Annotated in this window: 21 protein-coding genes; 12 read left to right on the top strand and 9 right to left on the bottom strand. The window is 44.9% G+C overall.

Annotation, left to right across the window (positions count from 1 at the left end; genetic code table 11):
- Positions 1 to 155 precede the first annotated feature (155 nt).
- The 8 genes from PAENI_RS09445 (at position 156) to PAENI_RS09410 (ending at position 5,889) form a co-directional block, all read left to right on the top strand.
- Positions 156 to 458: a LiaF transmembrane domain-containing protein gene (locus PAENI_RS09445; RefSeq protein WP_149645065.1), complete on the top strand. Its 303-nt coding sequence runs from the start codon at positions 156 to 158 to the stop codon at positions 456 to 458.
- A gap of 44 nt (positions 459 to 502) precedes the next feature.
- Positions 503 to 1,180, top strand: coding sequence for a PspA/IM30 family protein (locus PAENI_RS09440; RefSeq protein WP_149645064.1), 678 nt, complete (start codon positions 503 to 505; stop codon positions 1,178 to 1,180).
- A gap of 4 nt (positions 1,181 to 1,184) precedes the next feature.
- On the top strand, positions 1,185 to 1,652 hold the full coding sequence (locus tag PAENI_RS09435; RefSeq protein ID WP_042194525.1) for a PspC domain-containing protein: 468 nt from the start codon (positions 1,185 to 1,187) through the stop codon (positions 1,650 to 1,652).
- 3 nt (positions 1,653 to 1,655) lie between these two features.
- A complete protein-coding gene (locus PAENI_RS09430; protein WP_149645063.1) occupies positions 1,656 to 2,360 on the top strand; it encodes a PspA/IM30 family protein in 705 nt (234 codons plus the stop codon).
- 169 nt (positions 2,361 to 2,529) lie between these two features.
- A complete protein-coding gene (liaF, locus tag PAENI_RS09425; protein ID WP_042191763.1) occupies positions 2,530 to 3,177 on the top strand; it encodes a cell wall-active antibiotics response protein LiaF in 648 nt (215 codons plus the stop codon).
- Between the two features lie 30 nt (positions 3,178 to 3,207).
- Positions 3,208 to 4,242: a sensor histidine kinase gene (locus PAENI_RS09420; RefSeq protein ID WP_042191761.1), complete on the top strand. Its 1,035-nt coding sequence runs from the start codon at positions 3,208 to 3,210 to the stop codon at positions 4,240 to 4,242.
- An 18-nt stretch (positions 4,243 to 4,260) separates the two neighbouring features.
- Positions 4,261 to 4,914: a response regulator gene (locus PAENI_RS09415; RefSeq protein WP_179085807.1), complete on the top strand. Its 654-nt coding sequence runs from the start codon at positions 4,261 to 4,263 to the stop codon at positions 4,912 to 4,914.
- 162 nt (positions 4,915 to 5,076) lie between these two features.
- A complete protein-coding gene (locus tag PAENI_RS09410) occupies positions 5,077 to 5,889 on the top strand; it encodes a YwmB family TATA-box binding protein (RefSeq protein WP_149645062.1) in 813 nt (270 codons plus the stop codon).
- A gap of 18 nt (positions 5,890 to 5,907) precedes the next feature.
- Here PAENI_RS09410 and PAENI_RS09405 read toward each other — a convergent pair whose 3' ends face one another.
- Genes PAENI_RS09405 through PAENI_RS09395 form a run of 3 tightly spaced genes read right to left on the bottom strand, consistent with a single transcriptional unit; the run spans position 5,908 to position 9,586 of the window.
- Entirely contained in the window at positions 5,908 to 7,035 is a 1,128-nt protein-coding gene (locus tag PAENI_RS09405) for a Ger(x)C family spore germination protein (protein WP_149645061.1), read from the bottom strand.
- Entirely contained in the window at positions 7,032 to 8,126 is a 1,095-nt protein-coding gene (locus PAENI_RS09400) for a GerAB/ArcD/ProY family transporter (RefSeq protein WP_149645060.1), read from the bottom strand. Before PAENI_RS09400 ends, PAENI_RS09405 begins: the two co-directional genes overlap by 4 nt.
- Positions 8,127 to 8,158: 32 nt before the next feature.
- Complete coding sequence (locus PAENI_RS09395) at positions 8,159 to 9,586, bottom strand: spore germination protein (RefSeq protein ID WP_149645059.1); 1,428 nt, start codon at positions 9,584 to 9,586, stop codon at positions 8,159 to 8,161.
- A 353-nt stretch (positions 9,587 to 9,939) separates the two neighbouring features.
- On the opposite strand from PAENI_RS09395, the gene zwf reads away from it, so the two are divergent.
- Together zwf and PAENI_RS09385 are read left to right on the top strand one after the other, a co-directional pair.
- Complete coding sequence (gene zwf / locus PAENI_RS09390) at positions 9,940 to 11,490, top strand: glucose-6-phosphate dehydrogenase (protein WP_149645058.1); 1,551 nt, start codon at positions 9,940 to 9,942, stop codon at positions 11,488 to 11,490.
- Between the two features lie 1,124 nt (positions 11,491 to 12,614).
- Positions 12,615 to 14,213, top strand: coding sequence for a peptide chain release factor 3 (locus tag PAENI_RS09385; protein ID WP_042191749.1), 1,599 nt, complete (start codon positions 12,615 to 12,617; stop codon positions 14,211 to 14,213).
- Between the two features lie 98 nt (positions 14,214 to 14,311).
- On the opposite strand, the gene PAENI_RS09380 is transcribed toward PAENI_RS09385, so the two are convergent.
- The gene (locus PAENI_RS09380; protein ID WP_042191747.1) at positions 14,312 to 14,548 is read right to left on the bottom strand and encodes a small acid-soluble spore protein SspI; all 237 of its coding nucleotides are present in this window, start codon (positions 14,546 to 14,548) and stop codon (positions 14,312 to 14,314) included.
- 136 nt (positions 14,549 to 14,684) lie between these two features.
- Here PAENI_RS09380 and PAENI_RS09375 point away from each other — a divergent pair, with 136 nt between their 5' ends.
- A complete protein-coding gene (locus PAENI_RS09375; protein ID WP_149645057.1) occupies positions 14,685 to 15,344 on the top strand; it encodes a potassium channel family protein in 660 nt (219 codons plus the stop codon).
- Between the two features lie 98 nt (positions 15,345 to 15,442).
- Entirely contained in the window at positions 15,443 to 16,231 is a 789-nt protein-coding gene (locus PAENI_RS09370; protein ID WP_042194519.1) for a TrmH family RNA methyltransferase, read from the top strand.
- A 72-nt stretch (positions 16,232 to 16,303) separates the two neighbouring features.
- Here PAENI_RS09370 and PAENI_RS09365 read toward each other — a convergent pair whose 3' ends face one another.
- The 5 genes from PAENI_RS09365 to PAENI_RS09345 form a co-directional block, all read right to left on the bottom strand.
- The gene (locus tag PAENI_RS09365) at positions 16,304 to 18,064 is read right to left on the bottom strand and encodes an ABC transporter ATP-binding protein (RefSeq protein ID WP_149645056.1); all 1,761 of its coding nucleotides are present in this window, start codon (positions 18,062 to 18,064) and stop codon (positions 16,304 to 16,306) included.
- Complete coding sequence (locus tag PAENI_RS09360; protein ID WP_149645055.1) at positions 18,064 to 19,821, bottom strand: ABC transporter ATP-binding protein; 1,758 nt, start codon at positions 19,819 to 19,821, stop codon at positions 18,064 to 18,066. The genes PAENI_RS09365 and PAENI_RS09360 overlap by 1 nt, the downstream gene beginning before the upstream one ends.
- A gap of 167 nt (positions 19,822 to 19,988) precedes the next feature.
- On the bottom strand, positions 19,989 to 20,474 hold the full coding sequence (locus tag PAENI_RS09355; protein ID WP_149645054.1) for a GNAT family N-acetyltransferase: 486 nt from the start codon (positions 20,472 to 20,474) through the stop codon (positions 19,989 to 19,991).
- On the bottom strand, positions 20,471 to 21,550 hold the full coding sequence (locus tag PAENI_RS09350) for a HAMP domain-containing sensor histidine kinase (protein ID WP_223178928.1): 1,080 nt from the start codon (positions 21,548 to 21,550) through the stop codon (positions 20,471 to 20,473). Before PAENI_RS09350 ends, PAENI_RS09355 begins: the two co-directional genes overlap by 4 nt.
- Positions 21,547 to 22,218, bottom strand: a complete 672-nt coding sequence (locus tag PAENI_RS09345; RefSeq protein ID WP_149645053.1) for a response regulator transcription factor — start codon at positions 22,216 to 22,218, stop codon at positions 21,547 to 21,549. Before PAENI_RS09345 ends, PAENI_RS09350 begins: the two co-directional genes overlap by 4 nt.
- Positions 22,219 to 22,241: the final 23 nt, after the last annotated feature.

Here is a 22,241-nt window from a genome sequence, read left to right as displayed (position 1 = left end):
AAAGTGCTTTGCTAGCCCTATAGTGGTCTGCAGTCGCACAGCTACCTCGACTAAGGTCCAGTACCAAAAACCGTCGTTGGTCTGTTTTGAAAGTCTGCGAATTGCTCTAGAATAAGGCTATAAGGTTAAGGACAACGAAAGGCGGTGAGAAAATAATGCAAAGAAGACAAGGAAACGGATTAGCGGTAGTGTTGATTGCGATTGGTGCAATAATGTTGCTCGGTTTAGCGCTTCCTCTGATTCACGGAGTTTTCCGACTACTGTTTCCAGTATTGCTGGTTGTTCTCGGGTACTACGGAATTAAGAGTGGACGCAAGATCATCGGTTGGGTACTAATGTTCATTGGTGTCATGTCCCTGATCGCGAAGCTTTCCTGGATCATCGGACCCCTTCTGGGTGTAGCGTTGATCGTATGGGGAGTGTCAGCTTTAAAGGGTAGAAGAAATGGTACTTATTAAGAAGGATTGTACTTAAACAAGAAGCAGGGAGGGAGCAAGAGATTATGAGTGTTTTTCGTCGCATGAGGGATATTACAGTAGCTAATCTAAATGAACGTCTAGAGCAAAGCCAAGATCCTGTGAAGCTAATTGATCAATTTCTGCATTCAACTCGCGAGGAAATCAGTGAAGCTGAAAGGCTGTATCAGCAATACGCTTCCCATACGAAGCAATTGCAGCAGCAAGTGAACCAAGCGACTGCCATGAGAAATAAACGTGAGGAACAGGCGCTACTCGCACTAAAAGCGGGCGAAGATCATCTGGCAAAGCTGGCTTTGCAAGAAAAGATCATTCATGAGGAAAAGTTGGAGCAGTATAGCGGGCTATTTGAACAAAGTAAGCAATCCTTGTTTGAACTTGAAGCTCAGCTGAATGAGCTGAAAATAGAGTATCAGACAGTTTATAGCAAACGTCAGTATTACGCAGCACGTATGGAGTCGCTGAGACTGCAGCAACGTATGAACCAAAGAGCAAGTGCTTATGGTAACGGCGGCGATGTTCCCAAAATGTTCGGACGTCTGGAAGATCGGATGTCAGATTGGGAATTAGAAGCGAAGAGCTTGCGCGATGTGCGTCGCATGGGACAGGAATATGCGGTGCAAGCAGGTGAGACTGTAGCAACCGTACTCGAAAGAGAAATGGCTCGCTTAAAGGAGAAACTGAACAATGGTGGAAAGGAGTAGCGCTATGAGTCGATTATATCGTTCAACTAGAGATAAAGTGATGACGGGTCTTGCAGGTGGATTATCTGAGACACTCGGTATTGATTCCACGCTATTCCGGATTCTGTTACTGGTCAGCATTCCGTTTACAGGAGGTGCCGTGATTCCAGTGTACTTCATTGCAGCGCTGGTCATTCCGAAGGAGCCTACGCATTATAATCCTTTCGGACCAGGCCCTGGTGCACCGGGTGGCCCATTCGATGGTCCTTACTCAGGTAGACCGGAACATGGACACGGACCGCATGCTAATGGCGGACATGGACCTTATGGACGCCAACCTAACTACAATCCTAATTTTGAGAAGAACAACGCATATTCAGCTCCGGATTCCGGTTTGGATGCGATGATGAAGGATATCGAGAAGAAGGCTTTGCAAAAAGAAGTAGAAGAACTCAAACAAAAACTGTCTAAATATGAGAAAGGGGAATTGTAAATCATGGGAGTATTTCAAAGAATTAAAGATATGACTAAGGCGTCGGTAAATGACTTGTTGGATAAGGTAGAGGACCCAATCGTAATGCTTAACCAATATCTGCGCGATATGGAGGCTGAAATCCACGAAGCAGAAGTTACAGTTGCCAAGCAAATGGCGAATGAACGCCGCATGAAACAACGCGTGGAAGAAGCAGCAAAAATGTCCGCACAACGTGGAGCACAAGCTGAATTGGCACTGAAAAATGGCCAAGAAGAAGTGACTCGCAAGCTGTTGGAAGAAAAAATCTACTTCGATCAAAAACAAGTGGAATACAGCGATCTTCATGCTCAAGCTGAAGTGCAAGCGAAGGAATTGGTTGGGCAGCTGCATGATATGAAGGATGAATTCTACAAGCTGCGCAACAAGCGTAACGAGCTCGTATCCCGTGCTCAAATGGCTAAAGCGAAGAAACAAATGACGCAAATCAGCAGCGTACATTCCATCGAAAGTGGCAGTGCGTCACTCGGATTCCACCGGATGGAAGAGAAGATTATGCAGCTTGAAGCAGAAGCAGATGTAATGCGGGCACCTTACAGCCCATCCGCTGCCTACACAAAACCAGTCGATGTTGAGAAGCAACTGAAAGTGGATGAGCAACTGGCTGCACTGAGAAGCAAGCTGAATGATACACCGGCTGCTCCTTCTTTAAACAAAAAAGAAGAATAAATCCTGTTCCTAAAACTTAAGTAGATATGATATGCTGGACAAGAAGAAGCCATACGGTATGGATCTCCATACCGATATGGCTTTTGTAGCGGCTGGCTATAATATATTGATGGTTGTAGTTTTGCTTACGAAGTTAGTTTTGCTACGCAAAACTTTTGGGAGGTGCGAAATGGATAAACGAAACCGTTTGATTGCCATCGGACTGATCGGTGTTGGCTGCATGATGATTTTTGGTAGATGGCTCGGCTTTTTCTCCATTGTCGCGCTTCTATTCCTGTTCCTAGGGGTCTACCGCACGACGTCAGGAAAAGTGAAGCAGGGTTATAAGCTGCTCGGGATTGGCGCTATATTACTTTTGCTGGATCATTTAGTGCTCGTGCTGGGGATTTGTTTGATTTCATTGGGGATGTTTTTTACTAAATCCAAAAGAGTTCAGCGTAAGGAAGGGTTTATGCAGAAGCAAAACTTTTCGTCTAGATTTGACTGGGATCGCTCACCCTGGGTGATGCATAGCCTCAGCTCATGGCATATCCTTGGAGAGGCCGATCTTGATCTTTCACTGGCTATGGCGGAGCAAAAGGAAACGGTTATGCTGTTTCAAGGAATCTTTGGTGATATGGACATTCAATTGTCAGATGATTATGGTGTAGAAATAGAAGCCTTTGTGCTTTTTGGATCGATTGAATTCGGTAATGGGCGCGATACTGGTATGCTAAACCGTCTGAATTGGAAGTCCCCTAACTATGAGAGCAGTGAATATAAGGTGAAGTTTAGTGTGTCTTATTTGATGGGAGATTTGGATGTGCGATTATCCTGATTAGTTTGATACAGAAGGGAGGGTCCCCGGATGGATAAAAAGAACAAAAATATGATGTCACGCAGTATGGGTGAGGGGGCTCTGTTCTCTTTTGTCATGCTGCTTGTGATATTGTACACCATGTATACATATGGCTATTTAAAGCCTTTTGAAAGCTGGATGATTGGATTACGCACGGCATTTACTCTAATTCTGCTGCCCATGGGGTTCGGGGTTGGCTTTGGTTTCTATCAGAGCTTCCGAGTAAAGCGAAAGTTGGAACGCCTGAGAGAAACTCTCGTATTGTGGGAGAAGGGAAACTTAACGCTATCTATGCCTGACTTGGGTGACGATGAGCTGGGAAGGCTCGGAGAACAATTAGGCCGAATTAGTGGAAAATGGGAAAACCAAGTGACAACACTGCAGCGATTGTCTACAAATAACGCGAAGCTCGCGGAGCAAGCACGAGTATCTGCTATTATGGAAGAGCGCCAGCGGCTTGCGCGTGAATTGCATGATGCAGTCTCACAGCAGTTGTTCGCGATCTCTATGACCGCCACGGCTGTAGGCCGGACGCTGGAGAAGGATTTTGACAAGGCGCAACGGCAAATTGCACTTATCGAAGAAATGTCTGCTGTAGCCCAATCAGAGATGAGAGCACTATTGCTTCATTTAAGACCTGTTTATTTGGAAGGTAAGGGATTAGAGCAGGGGCTGCAGGAGTTGATCAAGGAACTTAAGGTTAAGGTTCCGATTGAAATCGTGTTCGAGATGGACCCTGATGTACAATTGCTAAAAGGGGTAGAGAATCACTTATTCCGTATTGTGCAGGAGGCAATCTCCAATACGCTTCGTCATGCGAAAGCAGAAAAGATGGAAATCAGGCTGCATCGGCGAGGAGATACAGTTCGTTTGACGCTCCGTGATGATGGGATTGGTTTTGAATTGGATGATAGTAAACAAACTTCCTACGGTTTGTCGAATATGCAGGAGCGGATGAATGAAATCGGAGGTTCCATTCAGTTTATTACCGCTCCGGGTAAAGGAATGCGGATTGAAATTACCGTTCCGTTAGTCAATGAATAATAGGAGGAAAGAGTGACCATGGAGATGGAGGAAGCCATTAAGGTATTGCTTGTAGATGATCATGAAATGGTGCGGATCGGACTAGCTGCTGTTCTAGGTACTGAAGACGGAATTGAAGTCGTAGGGGAAGCTGGAAGTGGGGAAGAAGGTATCCGCCTGGCACAAGAGTACAATCCGGATGTAGTCCTGATGGATCTCGTAATGGATGGGATGGATGGGATTGAAACGACCAAACACTTAATGAAGCAGTATCCCGAAATCAAAGTTATTGTGTTGACAAGCTATCTGGATGATGAAAAAATGTATCCGGTGATTGAAGCAGGTGCGTTCAGTTATCTACTAAAGACCTCACGAGCTAGTGAAGTGGCAGATGCCATACGCGCTGCGGCAAGGGGCCAGTCTGTACTGGAGTCACAGGTCGCCTCTAAAATGATGAATCGTTTTCGAAACAATGCAAAGGGTGAATCCCCTGCATATAAAGAGCTTACGGAGCGCGAGATGGAAGTATTACGTCTGCTGGCGCAAGGTAAATCGAATCAGGATATCGCGGACCAACTAATTATTGGGATCAAGACTGTGAAATTTCATGTAACGAATATTCTCGCGAAGCTGGGTGTGGAAGACCGGACCCAAGCAGCAATTTATGCATATAAAAATGGACTAGCTGAATAATTGGATATCCCAATTGGTGTGAGTACAAGAACTGGCCAGAGTAAGAAGGGCTGGTTTTTTTGTGTGCACGAGTATATGAAAATACTTGTCTCCGTATAAAATCTTGTAAAGCGGACATCCTGTTTAGTAGATTAATAGACAGGATTGAGAGGGTGTTGGATTGTGGGGTATGTGGAAGAAAGTAAGGGAAAGAGACACGGTGCAGGCCGAAAAAGTGGTATTAAAGGAATGTTGCTGGTATTGATTCTATGCTGTACTGCGTTACTTTTGGCAGGTTTTCGGGGCGAAGGTGAAAAAGAGATCAGCCAGATCGCCCAATTGAAGAAGTCACTTCCTCTCCTGACCTCCCTTGGTAAAAGTGTTACAGTACCCGGCTCCCCTCTTCGATTAGTTTTAAAATGGCAGGGAGAATTCAATGGTGATGGTCTAGAGGCTGGCCTCACTGCAACTAACCTATCCGATGATCTTGGGTTGGGAGAAGCAAGCCGGGAAGACGAGGGTGAACATCTTACTTATCGTTCGGCTGCCGACAAAGCCGGTTTTCAAACCACCATGTTCTGGAGTGAGCTTGGAAACGGACGTAGTTATGTGATTGTAACCCTGGAGACACCCGATTTGTTAAATGCTCCGGATCTGCAAGCTGAAGCAGAAGAAGCTGGCGCGAAACTACAGAAGATCGGCATCACAGCGGAATGGAATACCTCGCTTCAGGGGGCTGCGAAGGAGCAGGAGCACCCTCAGAAGGCTCTACTGTTAACGGAGCAGAATATGTACGCACAGCTGCCCGATCTTAAAGTACAGGAAAGCTACGAAGACGAAACAACAGCCAGCCATACTTATAGTACATCGGCATTGTTGCATTCCGTAATCAGCGGAAACCACGAGGTAGTCCTACAGGCAGCTATTCATCAGGATGCAAAAGAGGGCAGCAGCCGCGTTACGATTGGATTACCATTAATAACAATAGAATATTGAAAAAGACCAATCAAGGATCTATTGTAGAATGCCCGTACTTACAATTTTAACATCAACCTTGGTATGGAATTTTACTTTCCGGTAATCCTCAGACCAATTTTTGTTGCTCCAGACATTGTGATGATAAGCAATAAGTTTTCTTCCTACACCAAAGATATCACAGTTTGCCTTTTGGATTTCATTAACAACTGTCTTGGCTTCCTTTGTAAGCAAATCCGAAAGATCTTGACTGACTTTTTTAAGTTCTTTCTCGTCGAGTACATCTGTAAACTCTTCTACGACGGCTTGCAGCTCCAAGCCCAAATTCACATCAATGCTTTCATCATCAGCAATGGTTACCTTGAATTGCCGCTTTATTTTTTTTGAACCCACATTAATAGTAATGAAATTCCGAATATCATCGGAATGTCCCAAATCAAGTTTCTTAGTGAAGCGGGCATTTTTCCCCTGTTTTCCCATCAGCAGAACCATCATGATTGACTGATCGGGGTTCAACATTCCGCTGTAATTCTGGTCATGAAAGAGAGCTACCCCTTTCGTGATTATTTCGCTCCCATCTCTGCCTAGATATGGAAGAGCAAAGTCATGCCCTGGATCCATCAGGGAGCGGAACACGGTATCTGCCGTTTCTTTTGGAAAAATACTCATTTCTTCCAGACTATCGATCTTTTGCTTAAGGAATTCACCGATCTGTAATTCCCCAACCTTTTTTTGTTCAAGAATTTGGGAAGCTTCACCTTCCGTAATAATTAGCCGAACGTTGGATGTTGGATTGCTCGGATCCCTGTAATTCACATCCAGAATAGGGTACAGGCCTTTCTCAGCCGTAGTCCTTCCCATAAGCTCAAAGCCATATTTAATAAATCTAATGTTTCCCCTGACTTTATTTCGCAATTGATCGCTCGCATTGCGCACGGTCGGTCCGAAACTCGAATGGATTTCGTTCTTGGTAGCGCTTTGCTCAATATCGGGCGGAATGATTAATTCGATGGTTTCTTTGACCTCTCCATTCTCTGTATAATCAATTGCTGCACAATAAGCCAGATGCAGGTCTTTCAAATATTCCCGGTCCCAACATCCAGTAAGGCAGATGGAAATAAGGGTAATTAAAAGTACATGTGACTTGAATTTCATATCAAACTTCATGCAGAACCACCTGACTTTCTCTTCATAAATAGGGAAATCATCAGCAATACCATCGAAAATCCGGCAATAAACACATAGGCTGCATAGGTTGTAACTGTATCAAAAAGATGAGCACCAGCAGGAGTTACAGGTGCAAGTGCAATCATAAATGAAATGATTTTTACAAAAGGAGTAAAACGTTTATGGCTTTTTCGACTAAATAAAACACTGAGTCCAATGGATGCTGCGTAGCAGTAGCTAACAATAGAACAAACAAGCGTAACGGCCCAGATCGGCAGAAACAAGATATCTGCACGGTCCACGATATAAAAGTTAAGAGATTTTACTAAGTAGATGACGGGCTCGGGTATCATTTTGATTTGCTCGGAGTTAAATACCATTAGACAGGTAGAGACCACGAAGACATAGAGCAGGGTTACAAACCCACTGGCTAAACTAATGGTTATTAATCTTTGTTTATTTGTACCTTCGGAAAGCGGATAGACGATCAGAATCATTTCGAAACCATACATAGATATAGTTGAATCCTGTACTCCCTTCATGATATTCCAGAACCCGTTCTCCAAAAGGGGGAGCATAAATTCCAGATGGGCTTGAGTTAAACCGTAGCTGACAAATAGGATAAGCGGGACAAAGAGAACTGTTGCCAGTGTAAAGAATCTGGCCAATACTGTAAGCTTTTCCCTTGCCAAATAGATAGTCATGATCGAGAAAAGGGCTAATATTGTCCATCTTGGCGTGGATTGCAGCATCCACCTCTGCAGAACCTCTACCGCACTGAACATAATATTGGAGCCTAGCAGAATAAAATAACCGATGTAAGCAATTATAAGTATCCTGCCGATAATTGGACCTCCGAGCTTTAAGCATATAGAAAATAAGTTGAGTCCGGGAAAATTTTTCAGCAGAACCCATAGAAGAAAGATGGCAAGTTGGGTAATGATGCCCGCAATCAAAACAGAGAGTGCTCCTCCACCCTGGGCCACTTCGTTAAGCTTGAAGGGAAGAGACAGAATGCCAACCCCAATTTGGGCTTGAACCATAAAACAAAAAAGCTGCCCCCTTGTTATCATTTTTTCTTTTTGAGTCATTGTTGTAACTCCTGTCAGTTCAGATTAAATGATTATTCTTCTTCTGCCCCTGATTTGCTTGTATTCTTGCGGATGGACCAAATCGGAAGGCGCAAAAAGGTGTCTTTCAAGCCTTGAATATTTATCGGGCTTAGCGGTGTAAGGTAAGGTTGTCCAAAAGATTCAAGCTTACACAAATGTACAAAAATAAGTGTCAACCCAAATGATATCCCAATATATCCGAACAAAGAGGCCGCAACCATAAGTGGAAACCGCATAAATCGGATCGCGGAGCTCATCTCGTTGGAAGGGATGAGAAAGGATGATATGGCAGTCAATGCAACAACGATGATCATTGTGTAAGAGACCAATCCAGCTTTAACAATGGCATCCCCGATGACCAAACCGCCTACAATCCCAATGGTTTGACCTACACGGCTGGGCAGACGGAGCCCCGCCTCCCGCAGCAATTCGAATATGAGTTCAAGCAGCATTGCTTCAACCAACGGAGGAAATGGGATCCGGGTCAGTGAACCTTGAATCGTAAAAAACAATTGCAAGGGAAGGACACTGGAGTGATAAGAAACGGTGGCAATATAGAGCGCGGGCAGTTGAAATGCTGTTATAAAACCAATTAGACGGATAAAGCGGACAAAGGAGGCAATAAGCCATCGATTGCTATAGTCATCCGGCGTCTGATAGAAGGTAAAGAAGCTGGCAGGTACAATCAGAGCTGTGGGATCTCCATCCAGCAGGATTGTGACGTATCCTTTCAGCAAGTAGAAGGAGGTAAGGTCTGGACGCTCTGTATTGATATGTTGCGGAAATATAGAGTACGAATTATCCTCCGTTAATTCCTGAATAAAGCCGGTGGAGAGCACCGAATCAAGAGTGATTTTTTTAATTCTAGACTCTACTTTTTTTACCAATTCAGGATTGGCAAGGTTCTCCATATAGACTAAGGCTACCTTTTTGGGAGCGATTTTCCCAAGAGTGAAGTAGCGAATAGTAAGGTTTGGAGTGGTGATTTGTTTACGAATCTGGTATAAGTTAACCGTCATATCTTCAATAAAACCGTTATGCGGCCCCCGAATAACTGCTTCATTTAAAGGTTCGGTTATGGTTCGTTCGTGCTTGGCAGGAGTGGAGAAGATATAAAATTCAGATAGTCCTTCTACAAAGTAGAGGCATCCGCCGTTAATAAGTCCCTGAATGCCGTTGGTTAGTTCTGTTTCCATACCGAAGCTGAGCGTTGTAAATAGCTTGGAAAGCTCTTTGTCTTTGTTATTGTCAATGGGAGCAATCACATTCCGCTCAATCAGTTCTGTGTCTGCCACGGACTCCAGATAAAAGAGAATTCCTTTAGATCCGTTAAAGGATATTGTTCTTTTTTTGAGATCATCTGTATAGAACAAGGCTGCTTCGATGTAATCGGCATTTTGATCTACAGTAGTGAATGAGATCTGAGTTTTGTTAGTCATTAAAGGGCGCTCGACTTTCGAATTTTTTTCTTTTAACGTTCCCGGATGATTTGCAGAATATTCCTGAATGAAAGTAACTAATTGGTATAGGTGGTTCGTCTGCACAGCTTGAGAAACAAAACGATTCACTTATATTAATGGATAAAGTGACAAACACTTCGTCAATATAGATAGTTTAATAAGATGAAGTAAAATAGTAATAAGAAATTTTAATTGAAATTTGCGAAATCCCGAGAGTATTTGTCAGGAATGTGATAGCATCCTTTTTAGGAATATGCTAAAATGACATAACGTCGTTTTCTCGACGCTGAGAATGTCAATAAACTATATTACATACAGAAAGATGAGGAGCCATGGCTGAAAATCAAACCCTTGATGCACTGCACACACCCGGTGCTGTCTTTTTTATCTTTGGGGCAACCGGAGATTTAGCCCGGCGTAAGCTTTTCCCGGCGATTTACAGCTTGTACCGTGAAGGTAAGCTGGCACATGATTTTGCGGTAATTGGCGTGGCGCGGCGCCCGCGTACTCAGGAAGAATTTAGAAGTGATGTGAAGGAATCCATCCTTGAATTCTGCCGTTATAAAGCGGGAGAAGAGAGCGAATGGAATGAGTTTGTACAGCATTTTGAATACAAATCTCTGGACATCAACAATATTGATGGCTTCCGTGAATTAAGAGCTCAAACAGAAGCCCTTGAAGAGAAGTTTAGAATTCCGGGCAATCGGATGTTCTATCTTGCGCTGGCACCTGAATTGTTCGGCAGTGTCTCGTTCAACCTTAAGGCTGGCGGCATGCTGGATAGCACAGGTTGGAATCGCCTCGTCATCGAGAAGCCTTTTGGATATAATCTGGAGTCAGCTGAGCAGCTGAACGAGCAGATCCGTGAGGTGTTCATGGAAGAGGAGATTTACCGGATCGATCATTATCTTGGTAAAGAAATGGTTCAGAATATCGAAGTCATCCGTTTTGCCAACGCTTTTTTCGAGCCGCTTTGGAATAACAAGCATATTGCCAATATTCAAATTACACTTGGCGAAACCGTAGGTGTTGAAGAGCGTGGTGGTTATTATGACCATGCTGGAGCGTTACGGGATATGGGCCAGAATCATATATTGCAACTGCTGACTATGATCGCAATGGAACCACCAAGCCGTCTGCTTGCAGAAGATATTCGTGACGAGAAGGTGAAGGTACTTCGTTCACTTCGTCCTTATGGTACATCTGACGAAGTTCGTGAGAACGTCGTGAGAGCACAGTATATTCAAGGCTTGCATAATGGAAAGACCCTTCCTGCTTATCGTCAGGAAGATAAGGTTGATCCTGAATCGAGTACTGAGACGTATTTTGCTGCCCGTGTGTTTGTAGATAACTTCCGCTGGGCTGGAGTTCCTTTCTATATTCGTACAGGTAAACGTCTACCGGTGAAGACAACGGAAGTGGTAGTTGAGTTCAAGGGAATGCCAACCAATGTTTATTTGGGACAAAAGCATACGCTGGAGCCTAACCTGCTTGTTATCCGTGTGAACCCTATGGAAGGCATTTATGTAAAGATTAATGCCAAGAAGCCGGGTTCCGAGTCTGAAATTCAACCACTAGCTATGGACTTCTGTCAGAGCTGCTTGGTTGGAATCAATTCCCCGGAAGCTTACGAGCGCTTGCTGCATGACGCGGCACGTGGAGATTCCACTTATTTCACTCGTTGGGATGAGGTATCGTCGGCATGGTCGTTCGTGGATCGTATTGCGAAGGCTTGGAAGGAAGAGTCGAGTGATCTATCTGCTTATCCTGCTGGCACTTGGGGTCCGGTTGAAGCGGATCAATTGCTTGCTCAGGATGGCTTCCATTGGTGGCCGGTAAACGGTCAGGAAGAAGATAATGTAGTATGGCTGAAGAATAACTAAACTTTGCGTTAATGCTATCTCCCTGCAGAGGATGCAGGGAGATTTTTTGTAATGCTGAGATTAGAGAACACTCAGCCTCCCCAGGTCGCTTGGGCCAACAAGGTCACTCAGCCTCCCAAGGCCACTCTGGCTCCAAATGCCGCTCGGGCGACAGGAGCATTTTTTAAATAACTGCACTTTGTACAATTAAAATCACATATTGGGTGGAAATTAGTCTTTTAAGTGTATTCTCTGCAACTATTTTCTCCGCATAAGGCCGAAAAGCTAGCACATTGAATTTTTAATTGCATCAAATACAACTAAAGGCGATTGGAAATGCTAATACTTCTTATAAGTGTAGGAAATACAACTATTTTACTATAAGAGACTGCGGAGAAATGTGAAACGAAATCAAGGGAAGGGCCTATATTCAACGGGGGGTCATGGGGAGCCCTGTTTTCAATTAACATACACCTCTTTGGGACGACCGAACGGACATTATCCTCCAAAATGCATGTTTTAGTCGAGCTTACGGACAAATGTATGCGAAAAACCTAATACAATGTGCCGCCAGTAACGTAAACGAGCCGAATGTATGCGAAAAACCGAATATAATGTGCCGCCGGTAACGTAAACGAGCCGATTGTATGCGAAAAACCGAATACAATGTGTCGCCGGTAATGTAAACGAGCCGATTGTATGCGAAAAACCGAATACAATGTGCCGCCAGTAACGTAATCGAGCCAAATGTATGCGAAAAATCGAATACAGTGTGCCTCCGGTAACGTAAACGAGCTAGCGCTGTTATCTGCCCTGAATCACCCGGGAATGGGCTTGTTATTAGGGAATAAGTGCAATAAGGACGCAGTCAGGCGTTTTTCTTCTTGAACTATGGGAACTGGTGAACAGGATATAGACCTGATTTGGGAGATATTTTGCTGCAAAAGCTTTTTAGTAGATAATGTCTGCCGGATTTTGATATACTTTAGAGGATGCTTTCACTTGAAGCGGACTGGAGCTAGACCTAAGATAGCTATTCATTCAGAAATGAAGGGGTATGAACGATGAGCAGAGCACCGATTTGAAGATAACCCCAGTGTAATTGAAGCAGAAGCAGGAATTTTATATATGAAGGGATATGTGTAATGAACAAAGCAATAGATCAGAAGCTGCAAAAGGAAGTGGACAGACGCAGAACCTTTGCGATCATTTCCCACCCGGATGCGGGTAAAACAACTTTAACGGAAAAACTACTGTTATTCGGTGGTGCTATCCGTCTGGCGGGAACGGTTAAGGCCCGTAAGGCGAACAAGCATGCAACGAGTGACTGGATGGAAATTGAAAAGCAACGGGGGATTTCTGTTACTTCCTCTGTGATGCAGTTTGATTATTTGAATCACCGCGTGAATATTTTGGATACACCGGGTCACCAAGACTTTAGTGAGGACACCTACCGTACACTAACAGCAGCGGATAGTGCGGTCATGCTTATCGACGTGGCAAAAGGTGTGGAAACCCAAACGACCAAGCTGTTTCAGGTATGTGCTAAACGTGGGATTCCGATCTTTACTTTTATCAATAAGCTGGACCGTGAAGGACGCAGTCCGTTTGATCTAATGGAAGAGCTGGAGCAGGTACTGGGTATTCGCTCTGTGCCTATGAACTGGCCGATTGGTAGTGGACGTGAGCTATGCGGTGTATATGACCGGATGAAGAATCAGGTGGAGCTGTTCCAAGGTGACGATCACTCCGTAATCAAGGTACAAAAGGTTGACGGATATCGTGATCCAATCATTCGTGAAATGGCGGGAGAATATCTGCATGATCAACTGTGTCAGGATCTGGAGCTGCTGGATGTAGCAGGCGATGCTTTTGACTATGAAAAAGTACTAAGTGGTGAACTCACACCTGTGTTCTTTGGTAGTGCGATCAATAATTTCGGCGTACAGACTTTCCTCGATAATTTCTTGGATCTGGCACCGAAGCCTGAACCACGCCGTAGTACTACAGGTTTGGTAGAACCAATGAACGAGAAGTTTACAGGCTATGTGTTCAAAATCCAAGCCAATATGAACCCGGCTCACCGTGACCGGATTGCTTTCCTGCGTATTGTGTCCGGGAAGTTCGAACGAGGTATGAGCGTGAAGCATGTACGTGCGGGTAAGGACATTAAGCTGGCCCAGCCGCAACAATTCTTAGCGCAAGACCGTGATATCGTAGAGGAAGCTTATCCGGGAGATATTATCGGGTTGTTTGATCCAGGTATTTTTAGAATTGGAGATACACTGAGTCAGGCCGGAGATTTGGAATTCGATGAGCTGCCAACATTCTCACCAGAGATTTTTGCTAAAGTGAGTATTAAAAATGCTTTGAAATCGAAGCAGTTCCAAAAGGGTGTCGATCAGCTGACTGAAGAGGGTATGATTCAAGTATTCCGTACGGTTAACTTTGACGATATTCTGCTCGGTGTAGTTGGACAGCTGCAGTTTGAAGTGTTCGAGTACCGCATGAAGGGTGAATATGGTGTGGATGTTCAGTTGCAGCGTATGCCATACCAGTTCGCGCGTTGGATCGTAGATGAGGCTAAACCGGATGCGAGTAAGTTCCGTATTAACTCTACGCTCGTTACAGATAAGAAGGGCAATTTTGTCGTATTGTTCGAGAATGAATATGCTATGCGGACAGCGATGGATAAGAACCCGACAGCTACGTTCCTAGAGATGGCTCCAAAAGCATTGCTATAGTAAGGAAGCTACAACTTTCTGATTGTTAATAAAAACCTCCGCCTTCAGCGTGCAACTGCACAATGGGAAAGCGGAGGTTTTTGACTAGTTGCGGCTACCTATGACGTGATATTCCCGGGAGTAATCGTCTCCAGGTGATCATGCAGCATAGAAACCAAATTATCTTGCTTAGCGGTGTCTAAGTCCTTCCATATCATTTCAAACACGGCGCCAAGTCCCGGGAGTGCTGCTTCCGGTCCGTCTACCGAGCCTTCGATCATATGCCGCAAATCTTCTTCAGATTGACCATGCACTTTATGAATAATCGCCTGGCGTAAGTCAATAGTAACCGACATAAAGTACCTCCTTTTTGAAATATAGTGATATTCACTTCGTTTTAATGTACCCTGTATAGGTGCTGGAAATTCAAGTTTTTGTTCGTGTATGCTATACTGTTTTAGATATAGAAATGCTACGGGAGGTACATAAGACATGGCCAAAAAACAATATGCCATCATTGGCATGGGGCGTTTCGGATCCAGTGTTGCGAGAGCACTCAGCGGTATGGGGTTTGACGTACTTGCGATTGATGCGGACGAGCAGCGGACACAGGAGATTTCAAATATAGTAACACACGCCGTATCTGCAGATTCAACGGATGAAGAAGCGCTACGCGCACTTGGTATTCGCAATTTTGATGTGGTGGTTGTGGCTATTGGTGAGGACATTCAAGCAAGTATTCTTACAACTTTAATCCTGAAGGACCTTGGTGTACCAGCAATTATCGCAAAAGCAAAAAGTGAGCTGCACGGCAAAGTATTAGGAAAAATAGGTGCAGACAAGGTGATTTATCCTGAACGGGATATGGGAATGCGGGTTGCGCATCATTTGGCTTCGCCTAATATATTAGATTATATCGAGCTGTCGCCTGATTATAGTATTTTGGACATAAAGGTATCCGGATCGATGCTCGGGAAAAATCTACAAGAGCTCGATATCCGTGCAAAATATGGCTGTAACGTAATGGCTATTCGCCAAGGTGAAGAGATGAACATCTCCCCTCGCGCGGAGGATCGCTTGATCGATGGGGATATCCTTGTAATCGTTGGGCATAAAGATAACCTGACGAAGCTGGAGATCGCGTATCAGTAGGTGGTAACGTAATCATCAGGTTTATATGGGATTAGAAGAACAAATAGCAAAGATATAAGAGCAAGAATAAATGGCAAGGCATAAGAAAGGAAGACTTTATGGAAATCATGTCTCCGCAAAATACGCGGGTTAAAGAGTGGGCCGGGCTGCAGGAGAAAAAGCACCGTGACAAGGCTCGTAAATATATCGTAGAAGGCGTTCATCTGGTACAGGAAGCGCTGCTGGCTGAAGCGGATGTGGAATGCCTTGCTTATGACCTGGACAAGGGAATGCCCGCTGAACTCAAGGGGCTTCTTCAGTCCGTTCAGGGCATGGATGTGATCGGCGTAACAGCGGCGATCATCTCGAAATGCAGCAGCACTAATACACCGCAGCCAGTGTTCGCCATCGTGCGGAAGGAACAGCAGGCGGTAGAGGCTATCCTCGCGAAGAAGGATAGTCTGGTGGTTGTCCTGGACGGTGTCCAGGACCCCGGTAATGTCGGTACCATCATCCGCAGCGCGGATGCAGCGGGAGCAGACGGAGTGATCCTCGGCCAAGGCTGTGCCGACCTCTACAATCCGAAAACCATTCGTTCCACGATGGGCTCGATGTTTCATCTCCCGGTGGTGGAGGGAGATTTAAGTGAGATTTTGCCACAGGCCCGGGAACGCGGGGCGTTGCTGGTAAGTACTTCGCTGCAGGGAGAAGAATCGTGCTATCAGCATGATTTTCACGGTAGTCAGTGGTTGCTGATTGGCAGTGAGGGCAAAGGCATTTCGCCGGAAACTGCGCGACTCGTGGACAAGAGTATCATCATCCCGATGGCAGGCCGCGCTGAATCACTAAATGCGGCGATGGCCGCGACGATTTTGCTGTTTGAGGGAATGAGACAGCGAGAGGCATAAGCTGCTTCTAAAAAAGGAACGGACGATAAAAAACTGCAAGCTCATGATTGAGTTGCAGTTTTTTTGTCGTTTTTAAGAAGCCTGCTCAAACTGGCTATTGTAGAGCTCTGCATAGAATCCGTTCTGAGCCAGCAATTCTGCGTGGCTGCCGCTTTCCAAGATATCGCCGTCCTTCAGGACCAGAATCACATCAGCATTCTTGATCGTTGAGAGCCGGTGTGCGATAACGAAAGAGGTTCTGCCTTCCATAAGCTTATCCATCGCCTGTTGAATCAGCAGCTCTGTACGGGTATCCACTGAGCTTGTAGCTTCATCAAGAATGAGCATTGGCGCATCTTTCAGCATCGCGCGAGCGATGGTCAGCTGCTGCTTTTGTCCGGCGGACAGATTAACTTTATCGTTCAGTACGGTGTTGTATCCGTCACTTAAGGATTTAATGAAGCGGTGCAGGCCAACGGACTTGCAAGCCTCTATAAGCTTCTCGTCTGTAATGTTCTGCTGATTGTAAATCAGGTTCTCTTTGATGGTACCCTCAAACAGCCAGGTATCCTGCAGGACCATACAGAACAGATCATGAATGTTCTCTCTCGTAAGGCTGCTGATCGGCGTATCATCGATGTAGATTTCTCCGCCCGTTAATTCGTTGAACCGGATGAGCAGATTGACCAGCGTAGTTTTGCCTGCGCCGGTAGGACCAACGATCGCCACTTTTTGCCCAGGTTTTACATCTGTCGAGAAGTTATTGATAATCAGTTTTTCTGAAGTCTCATACGCAAATTGTACTTGGTCAAATTTTACTTTACCTTTAGCAGTTGGCAGTGTGTTCTCTTTGTGGCTCTCGTCTTCCATTTCCTCAGCCTCCAGAAATTCGAACACGCGTCCGCCAGCTGCAGATGCAGCTTGCAGGCTCTGCGCGGCCTGGGCAATCTGGGACAACGGCTGGGTAAAGTAACGTACATACATAATGAAGGCGACGATAACCCCAAATGAAATCGTACCGTTCATGGCGAGTACACCTCCAACGATACAGACAGCAACGAATCCTAGATTACCAATAAAGCCCATCAGGGGTGGCATCAGCCCAGAGAGGAATTGCGCTTTGAAGGCGCTGTTCTTCAGTCCCTGATTTAATTCCTGGAAGGTAGTGCGCATCTGCGCTTCGCCATTATACGCTTTAACTACATTATGTCCTGTGTACACTTCTTCGACATGACCGTTGATTTTACCTAAAAACTCCTGCTGGCTAGCAAAATATTTCTGCGATTTCTTCATAATGACCACCATAAGGCCAAAGCCGATGATCGTTGCCACGATAGCGGTAAGGGTCATAATTACATTGGTCTTCAGCATCATGACGATCGAACCGACGAACATAGCTAAGGCGGTTACGACATTACCAATACTCTGATTCATCGATTGCCCGATGGTATCTACATCATTCGTTACCCGGGATAAAATATCACCTGTGGCCGATTTATTATAGTATGAGATTGGAAGTTTGTTCATTTTATGAGCCAGATCAGTTCTTAATTTCTTCGAGACCTTCTGGGTAATAATCGACATGATCAAGCCTTGCGAGAGTGACAACAACGCACCGACGCCGTAAATTACGACGAGGGTAATGCCAATGGTAGTAATGCCGTCCATATCGATACTGCCGGCAAGACCAGCTGTAATTTTGTCGGTGATCTCGGAGAGTTTGTCCGGACCGAATAACGTGAGCACCGTTCCAGCTGCCGCGCAGATAAGCGCAATCACAATAACCGGAACATATTTACGGCAGTAGCGGAGCAGCTTGCTCCATGTATTCTGGCCTTTATTTTTGGTTTTCATTATGCAAGCTCCTCCTTCGTAAGCTGAGAATAAGCAATTTCCTGATAGACGTCGCAGGACTGCATTAGTTCGTCATGGGTTCCCATACCTGCGATTCGTCCGGCTTCCAGCACAATGATCTTGTCGGCATCTTTAATCGTACCAATACGCTGTGCAACGATCAGCATCGTTGAATCATGCGCGTCTTTCTTAAGCTCACTGCGCAGTTTGCGGTCAGTCTTATAGTCAAGCGCGGAGAAAGAATCGTCAAAGATTAATATTTCTGGACGCCGGGCAATCGCTCTGGCAATCGACAGCCGCTGTTTTTGCCCGCCAGACAGATTCGTTCCGCCTTGGGCGATATGGGCATCATAGTTCCCCTCTAGCTTTTCTACAAATTCAGAGGATTGGGAAGTGTACACCGCATCTACAATATCTGAACTGAGGACCTGACCGGATCCGTTCTCACCAAATGCAATATTGGAGGACACTGTTCCACCAAATAGAACAGCCTTCTGAGAGACATAGCCCATTTTATTCCGCAGCGCTTGCTGGTCGTATTCTCTGACATTGATACCATTTACCAGCACTTCGCCTTCTGTAGCATCATAGAAACGGGGAATGAGGTTAACAAGTGTGCTTTTCCCGCAGCCTGTAGATCCGATAAAAGCAACCGTCTCCCCCTGCTTCGCCGTGAAGCTGATGTTCTCCAACACATATTCCTCTGCATTTGGATATTTGAAGCTAACCCCCCTGAATTCAATTTCATCTTCTCGCTTCACAGGGAATTGAGTTACTGATCCATTCTTCAAGCTAGGTACTGTTTCTAGCACTTCATTGATACGCTTAGCCGATACTTGAGCACGGGGCAGTAGAATAAAGATCATAATCAGCATCATAAAGGCCATAACCACTTGCATGGCATAAGATGAGAATACAATCATATCTGAGAACAAGCCCATCTTGGCAGTACCCTCGGCTGCTTGAATGAGCACTGCACCCACCCAATAGATGGAGAGACTGAGTCCACTCATAATCAAAGTAATACTCGGCATCAATAGGGTCATTACATTGTTGGCAAATAGGTTGGTACTGGTAAGCTCGTTGTTAGCTACAGCGAACTTCTGTTCTTGATATTCCTCGGCATTATACGCCCGGATGACACGAAGACCGTTAAGATTCTCTCTGGATACACGATTCAGATTATCTGTAAGCAGCTGCAGCTTTTTAAATTTAGGCAGGACGAGCACGATACAGACTGCGACAATAACCACTAGCAATGCGACCGCGGCACCTGTCGTAAGAGTCCACTCCCAGCTTTTGCCCGAAATCTTGAGTATCGCCCACACTGCGAGGATGGGTGCTTTCACAAGTAGCTGTAAGCCGATCACAATCAGCATTTGTACTTGCGTGATGTCATTCGTGGAACGGGTAATTAGACTGGCCGTTGAGAAGTTGCTGATCTCCTCCATCGAAAAGGATTGTACCTTATCGAACAATTTGGAACGCAATCTTGCAGACAAGTCGGCCGCTATTCTCGCAGCAATGCCCGCTACAACAACCGAGGTCGCCAGACTGCCAAGAGCACAGAGCAGCATCCAACCGCCTGCGACAAGGATTTCATTCATTTCGCTCCCTGGTGTCTGGATCAGCCGGGTAATATCACTCATGTAGTCAGGCAGTTCTAAATCCAGCCAGACTTGAGCGATAATGAACATGAGACTGATACCGAATAAGAACCATTCTTTGGGTTCCAGATTCTTGAGTAATTTCAACATAAGAATGACTCCTTTGCATTATCGTTGCTATGATCTTAACGGAGAATGATAAACTGAAAGTTAACTTTTGCTATGAAAAGAAAGAAGAGACCGTCCCTTAAGCCATAGAATGACTGCTTGGGGTGGTCTCTTCTGTTTGAGCAGATATACGTGAACACATTAGCATTTTATAAAAAATACACATAATCTATGAATTCTTCAATAAAGTCTGCGCCAGTTTCACTTTTCCTTTTTTGATACATTGTGAATCCAACACTTTCGTACATCCGTTGAGCAGGGTTTAAATCGTCATTCGTGGTTACAATAATTTTTGTTACATCATTCTGGGTGATTCTATTAACCGCCTCTTGAAGCTGGATTTTACCATAGCCATTGCCTTTATGTTTTGAAGCAATGCAATTATGCCCAATTTCTGCATACTCAGGCATGTTTCTCGGGTCCCACACCACAAATCCGATGGGTTCATCATTTACAGTTGTGATAAAAGCATATTTATCTGCAATTTGTAAATGGTCAAAGAAAAAGTTGTCAAAATTCTGCCAATCAGAAATAGAGCTTTGTTCATATCTGCGATCAAATGAATACGCATCAGTCAATAATTCAAGAAGAATTCCCCGGTTAAAGCCGCTCAGTTTTTTGAATTGTACACTCATTTACTGGTAACCCCCAATTCTTTATTTACCTTTTTAAAATCGGGGAGCAGCACGGTGAAAGTGGTTGCTTGCATTGGAACACTGTCGCAGGTGACGGTTCCGCCGTGCAGCTCAATGATTTTTCGGACAATCGTAAGCCCCAGGCCATTACCGGCAGTAGAGTGAGAGGTATCTTGCTGATAGAACTTGTCGAAGACCTTGGGAAGTGCACTTGGACTGATGCCTGCTCCATTATCACGGAAAGTTATTTCAACCTGATCTTTCATCTGCCTCATAGTAACTTCGATTTCGCCGTGCTCGGGAGTGAATTTAATCGCATTGTCCAATAAATTCAGCCAGACCTGGTTCAGCATCTCTTTATTTCCAGGTACCATATAGTCCTGTACGTTGGCTTTGAAGGAAATATGCTTTTTCGTAAGTTTAGTATGCAGTAACAGGACACATTGGCGAATTTGTTCTCCGACATTGAAGGGCTGTCGATCAGTTAATATGGCCTGTGCTTCCACTTTGGAGAGGTTCAATACATTGGAGGCTAGTGTAGCCAGACGGGTAGATTCCTCGATAATAATATCCAGATATTCATTCCGTTCATCCTTACTCAGCTCATCATCCTTCAGGATTTCAGCAAACCCTTTAATCGACACAATCGGAGTACGGAATTCATGGGAGAAATTGTTTACAAAGTCTGTTCGCAGAATTTCAATGCCACCCAGTTCCTCGGCCATCCGGTTAATATTCTCGGAAAGAATCTTGAATTCCGGAGGGTGCTTGAGCTGCAGCCGCATGGAGAAATCGCCTCCGGCCAGTTGGTCAATAGCATCAATAAATGTGCGGATTGATTTCAGCATCCTGCGACTGGTAATTACTGATGTGAAGGTGCCGATAATAATGCAGGCAATCAATATAATCAAGGTGAGAATTTTTTTGTCCTGAAGAATCCGCTCATCGAGTAGGCCGAAGGCTAAGGACAAGTAGGTCAGAATTCCGGTGATTAACACTGTAATGAGGAAAATAATGAATACAGCAAGCGAGAAGTAGATTGGCAGACTGATTTTGCTGCTTAGCTTTTTGATCATTTTCTCACCGCCTTGTATCCGAGACCGCGGACGGACACAAGTTCGAATTCCGGATAGTTTTCAAACCGTTTCCGCAAGCGGTTGATATGTACATTAACCGTAGTGTCCGTAGTTTCGCTGTCCATCCCCCAGATTTCGTCCATCAGCTGGATTCGAGTGAAAATGCGCTCAGGGTAGGATAAAAGCTTATAAAGGAGATGGAATTCCTTTTGGGGAAGTGTCTGTTTTTCATTGTCTCGAATTACTGTTAACGCATCGAAATCAAGAATAATTTTACCGACTACAAGCTTACGGGCGCTTACAATCTGCGAGCGGCGCAGAAGGGCTTGTATTCTCAACAGCATTTCTTCTGTATCTACAGGTTTGGTCATATAATCGTCGGTTCCGAGGCGAAAGCCTTTTTTCTTATCTTCTGGAAGCTGTTTGGCCGTGGCCATGAGGATCGGGATCATGTTGTTCGCATTCCTTAGCTCCTCGGCAAATTCATAACCATCCATTCCCGGCATCATGATATCGAGAATAATTAGATCAATATGCTGGACTTCAAGAACTTCCAGTGCCTGGATTCCATTCTCGGCGGTTAATACTTCATAACCTTCCCGTTTCAGGACAGCGTTCATCAGCTTTCTGACATGCTTATCGTCTTCCACAACGAGGATCTTAATCATGGTTTCACTCCAATAGTTTTCGG

The organism is Paenibacillus sp. B2(2019), assembly GCF_008370385.1.
Taxonomy (GTDB): Bacteria; Bacillota; Bacilli; order Paenibacillales; family Paenibacillaceae; genus Paenibacillus_AQ.
The sequence above is the reverse complement of the archived record's forward strand: the minus strand, read 5'-3'. Positions and strand labels throughout refer to the sequence as shown.

Coding starts and splice junctions, on each gene's coding strand:
- PAENI_RS09445 (WP_149645065.1), top strand. CDS start 156: ATGCAAAGAAGACAAGGAAACGGATTAGCGGTAGTGTTGATTGCGATT.
- PAENI_RS09440 (WP_149645064.1), top strand. CDS start 503: ATGAGTGTTTTTCGTCGCATGAGGGATATTACAGTAGCTAATCTAAAT.
- PAENI_RS09435 (WP_042194525.1), top strand. CDS start 1,185: ATGAGTCGATTATATCGTTCAACTAGAGATAAAGTGATGACGGGTCTT.
- PAENI_RS09430 (WP_149645063.1), top strand. CDS start 1,656: ATGGGAGTATTTCAAAGAATTAAAGATATGACTAAGGCGTCGGTAAAT.
- liaF (WP_042191763.1), top strand. CDS start 2,530: ATGGATAAACGAAACCGTTTGATTGCCATCGGACTGATCGGTGTTGGC.
- PAENI_RS09420 (WP_042191761.1), top strand. CDS start 3,208: ATGGATAAAAAGAACAAAAATATGATGTCACGCAGTATGGGTGAGGGG.
- PAENI_RS09415 (WP_179085807.1), top strand. CDS start 4,261: ATGGAGATGGAGGAAGCCATTAAGGTATTGCTTGTAGATGATCATGAA.
- PAENI_RS09405 (WP_149645061.1), bottom strand. CDS start 7,035: ATGAAGTTTGATATGAAATTCAAGTCACATGTACTTTTAATTACCCTT.
- PAENI_RS09400 (WP_149645060.1), bottom strand. CDS start 8,126: ATGACTCAAAAAGAAAAAATGATAACAAGGGGGCAGCTTTTTTGTTTT.
- PAENI_RS09395 (WP_149645059.1), bottom strand. CDS start 9,586: ATGACTAACAAAACTCAGATCTCATTCACTACTGTAGATCAAAATGCC.
- zwf (WP_149645058.1), top strand. CDS start 9,940: ATGGCTGAAAATCAAACCCTTGATGCACTGCACACACCCGGTGCTGTC.
- PAENI_RS09385 (WP_042191749.1), top strand. CDS start 12,615: ATGAACAAAGCAATAGATCAGAAGCTGCAAAAGGAAGTGGACAGACGC.
- PAENI_RS09380 (WP_042191747.1), bottom strand. CDS start 14,548: ATGTCGGTTACTATTGACTTACGCCAGGCGATTATTCATAAAGTGCAT.
- PAENI_RS09375 (WP_149645057.1), top strand. CDS start 14,685: ATGGCCAAAAAACAATATGCCATCATTGGCATGGGGCGTTTCGGATCC.
- PAENI_RS09370 (WP_042194519.1), top strand. CDS start 15,443: ATGGAAATCATGTCTCCGCAAAATACGCGGGTTAAAGAGTGGGCCGGG.
- PAENI_RS09365 (WP_149645056.1), bottom strand. CDS start 18,064: ATGAAAACCAAAAATAAAGGCCAGAATACATGGAGCAAGCTGCTCCGC.
- PAENI_RS09360 (WP_149645055.1), bottom strand. CDS start 19,821: ATGTTGAAATTACTCAAGAATCTGGAACCCAAAGAATGGTTCTTATTC.
- PAENI_RS09355 (WP_149645054.1), bottom strand. CDS start 20,474: ATGAGTGTACAATTCAAAAAACTGAGCGGCTTTAACCGGGGAATTCTT.
- PAENI_RS09350 (WP_223178928.1), bottom strand. CDS start 21,550: ATGATCAAAAAGCTAAGCAGCAAAATCAGTCTGCCAATCTACTTCTCG.
- PAENI_RS09345 (WP_149645053.1), bottom strand. CDS start 22,218: ATGATTAAGATCCTCGTTGTGGAAGACGATAAGCATGTCAGAAAGCTG.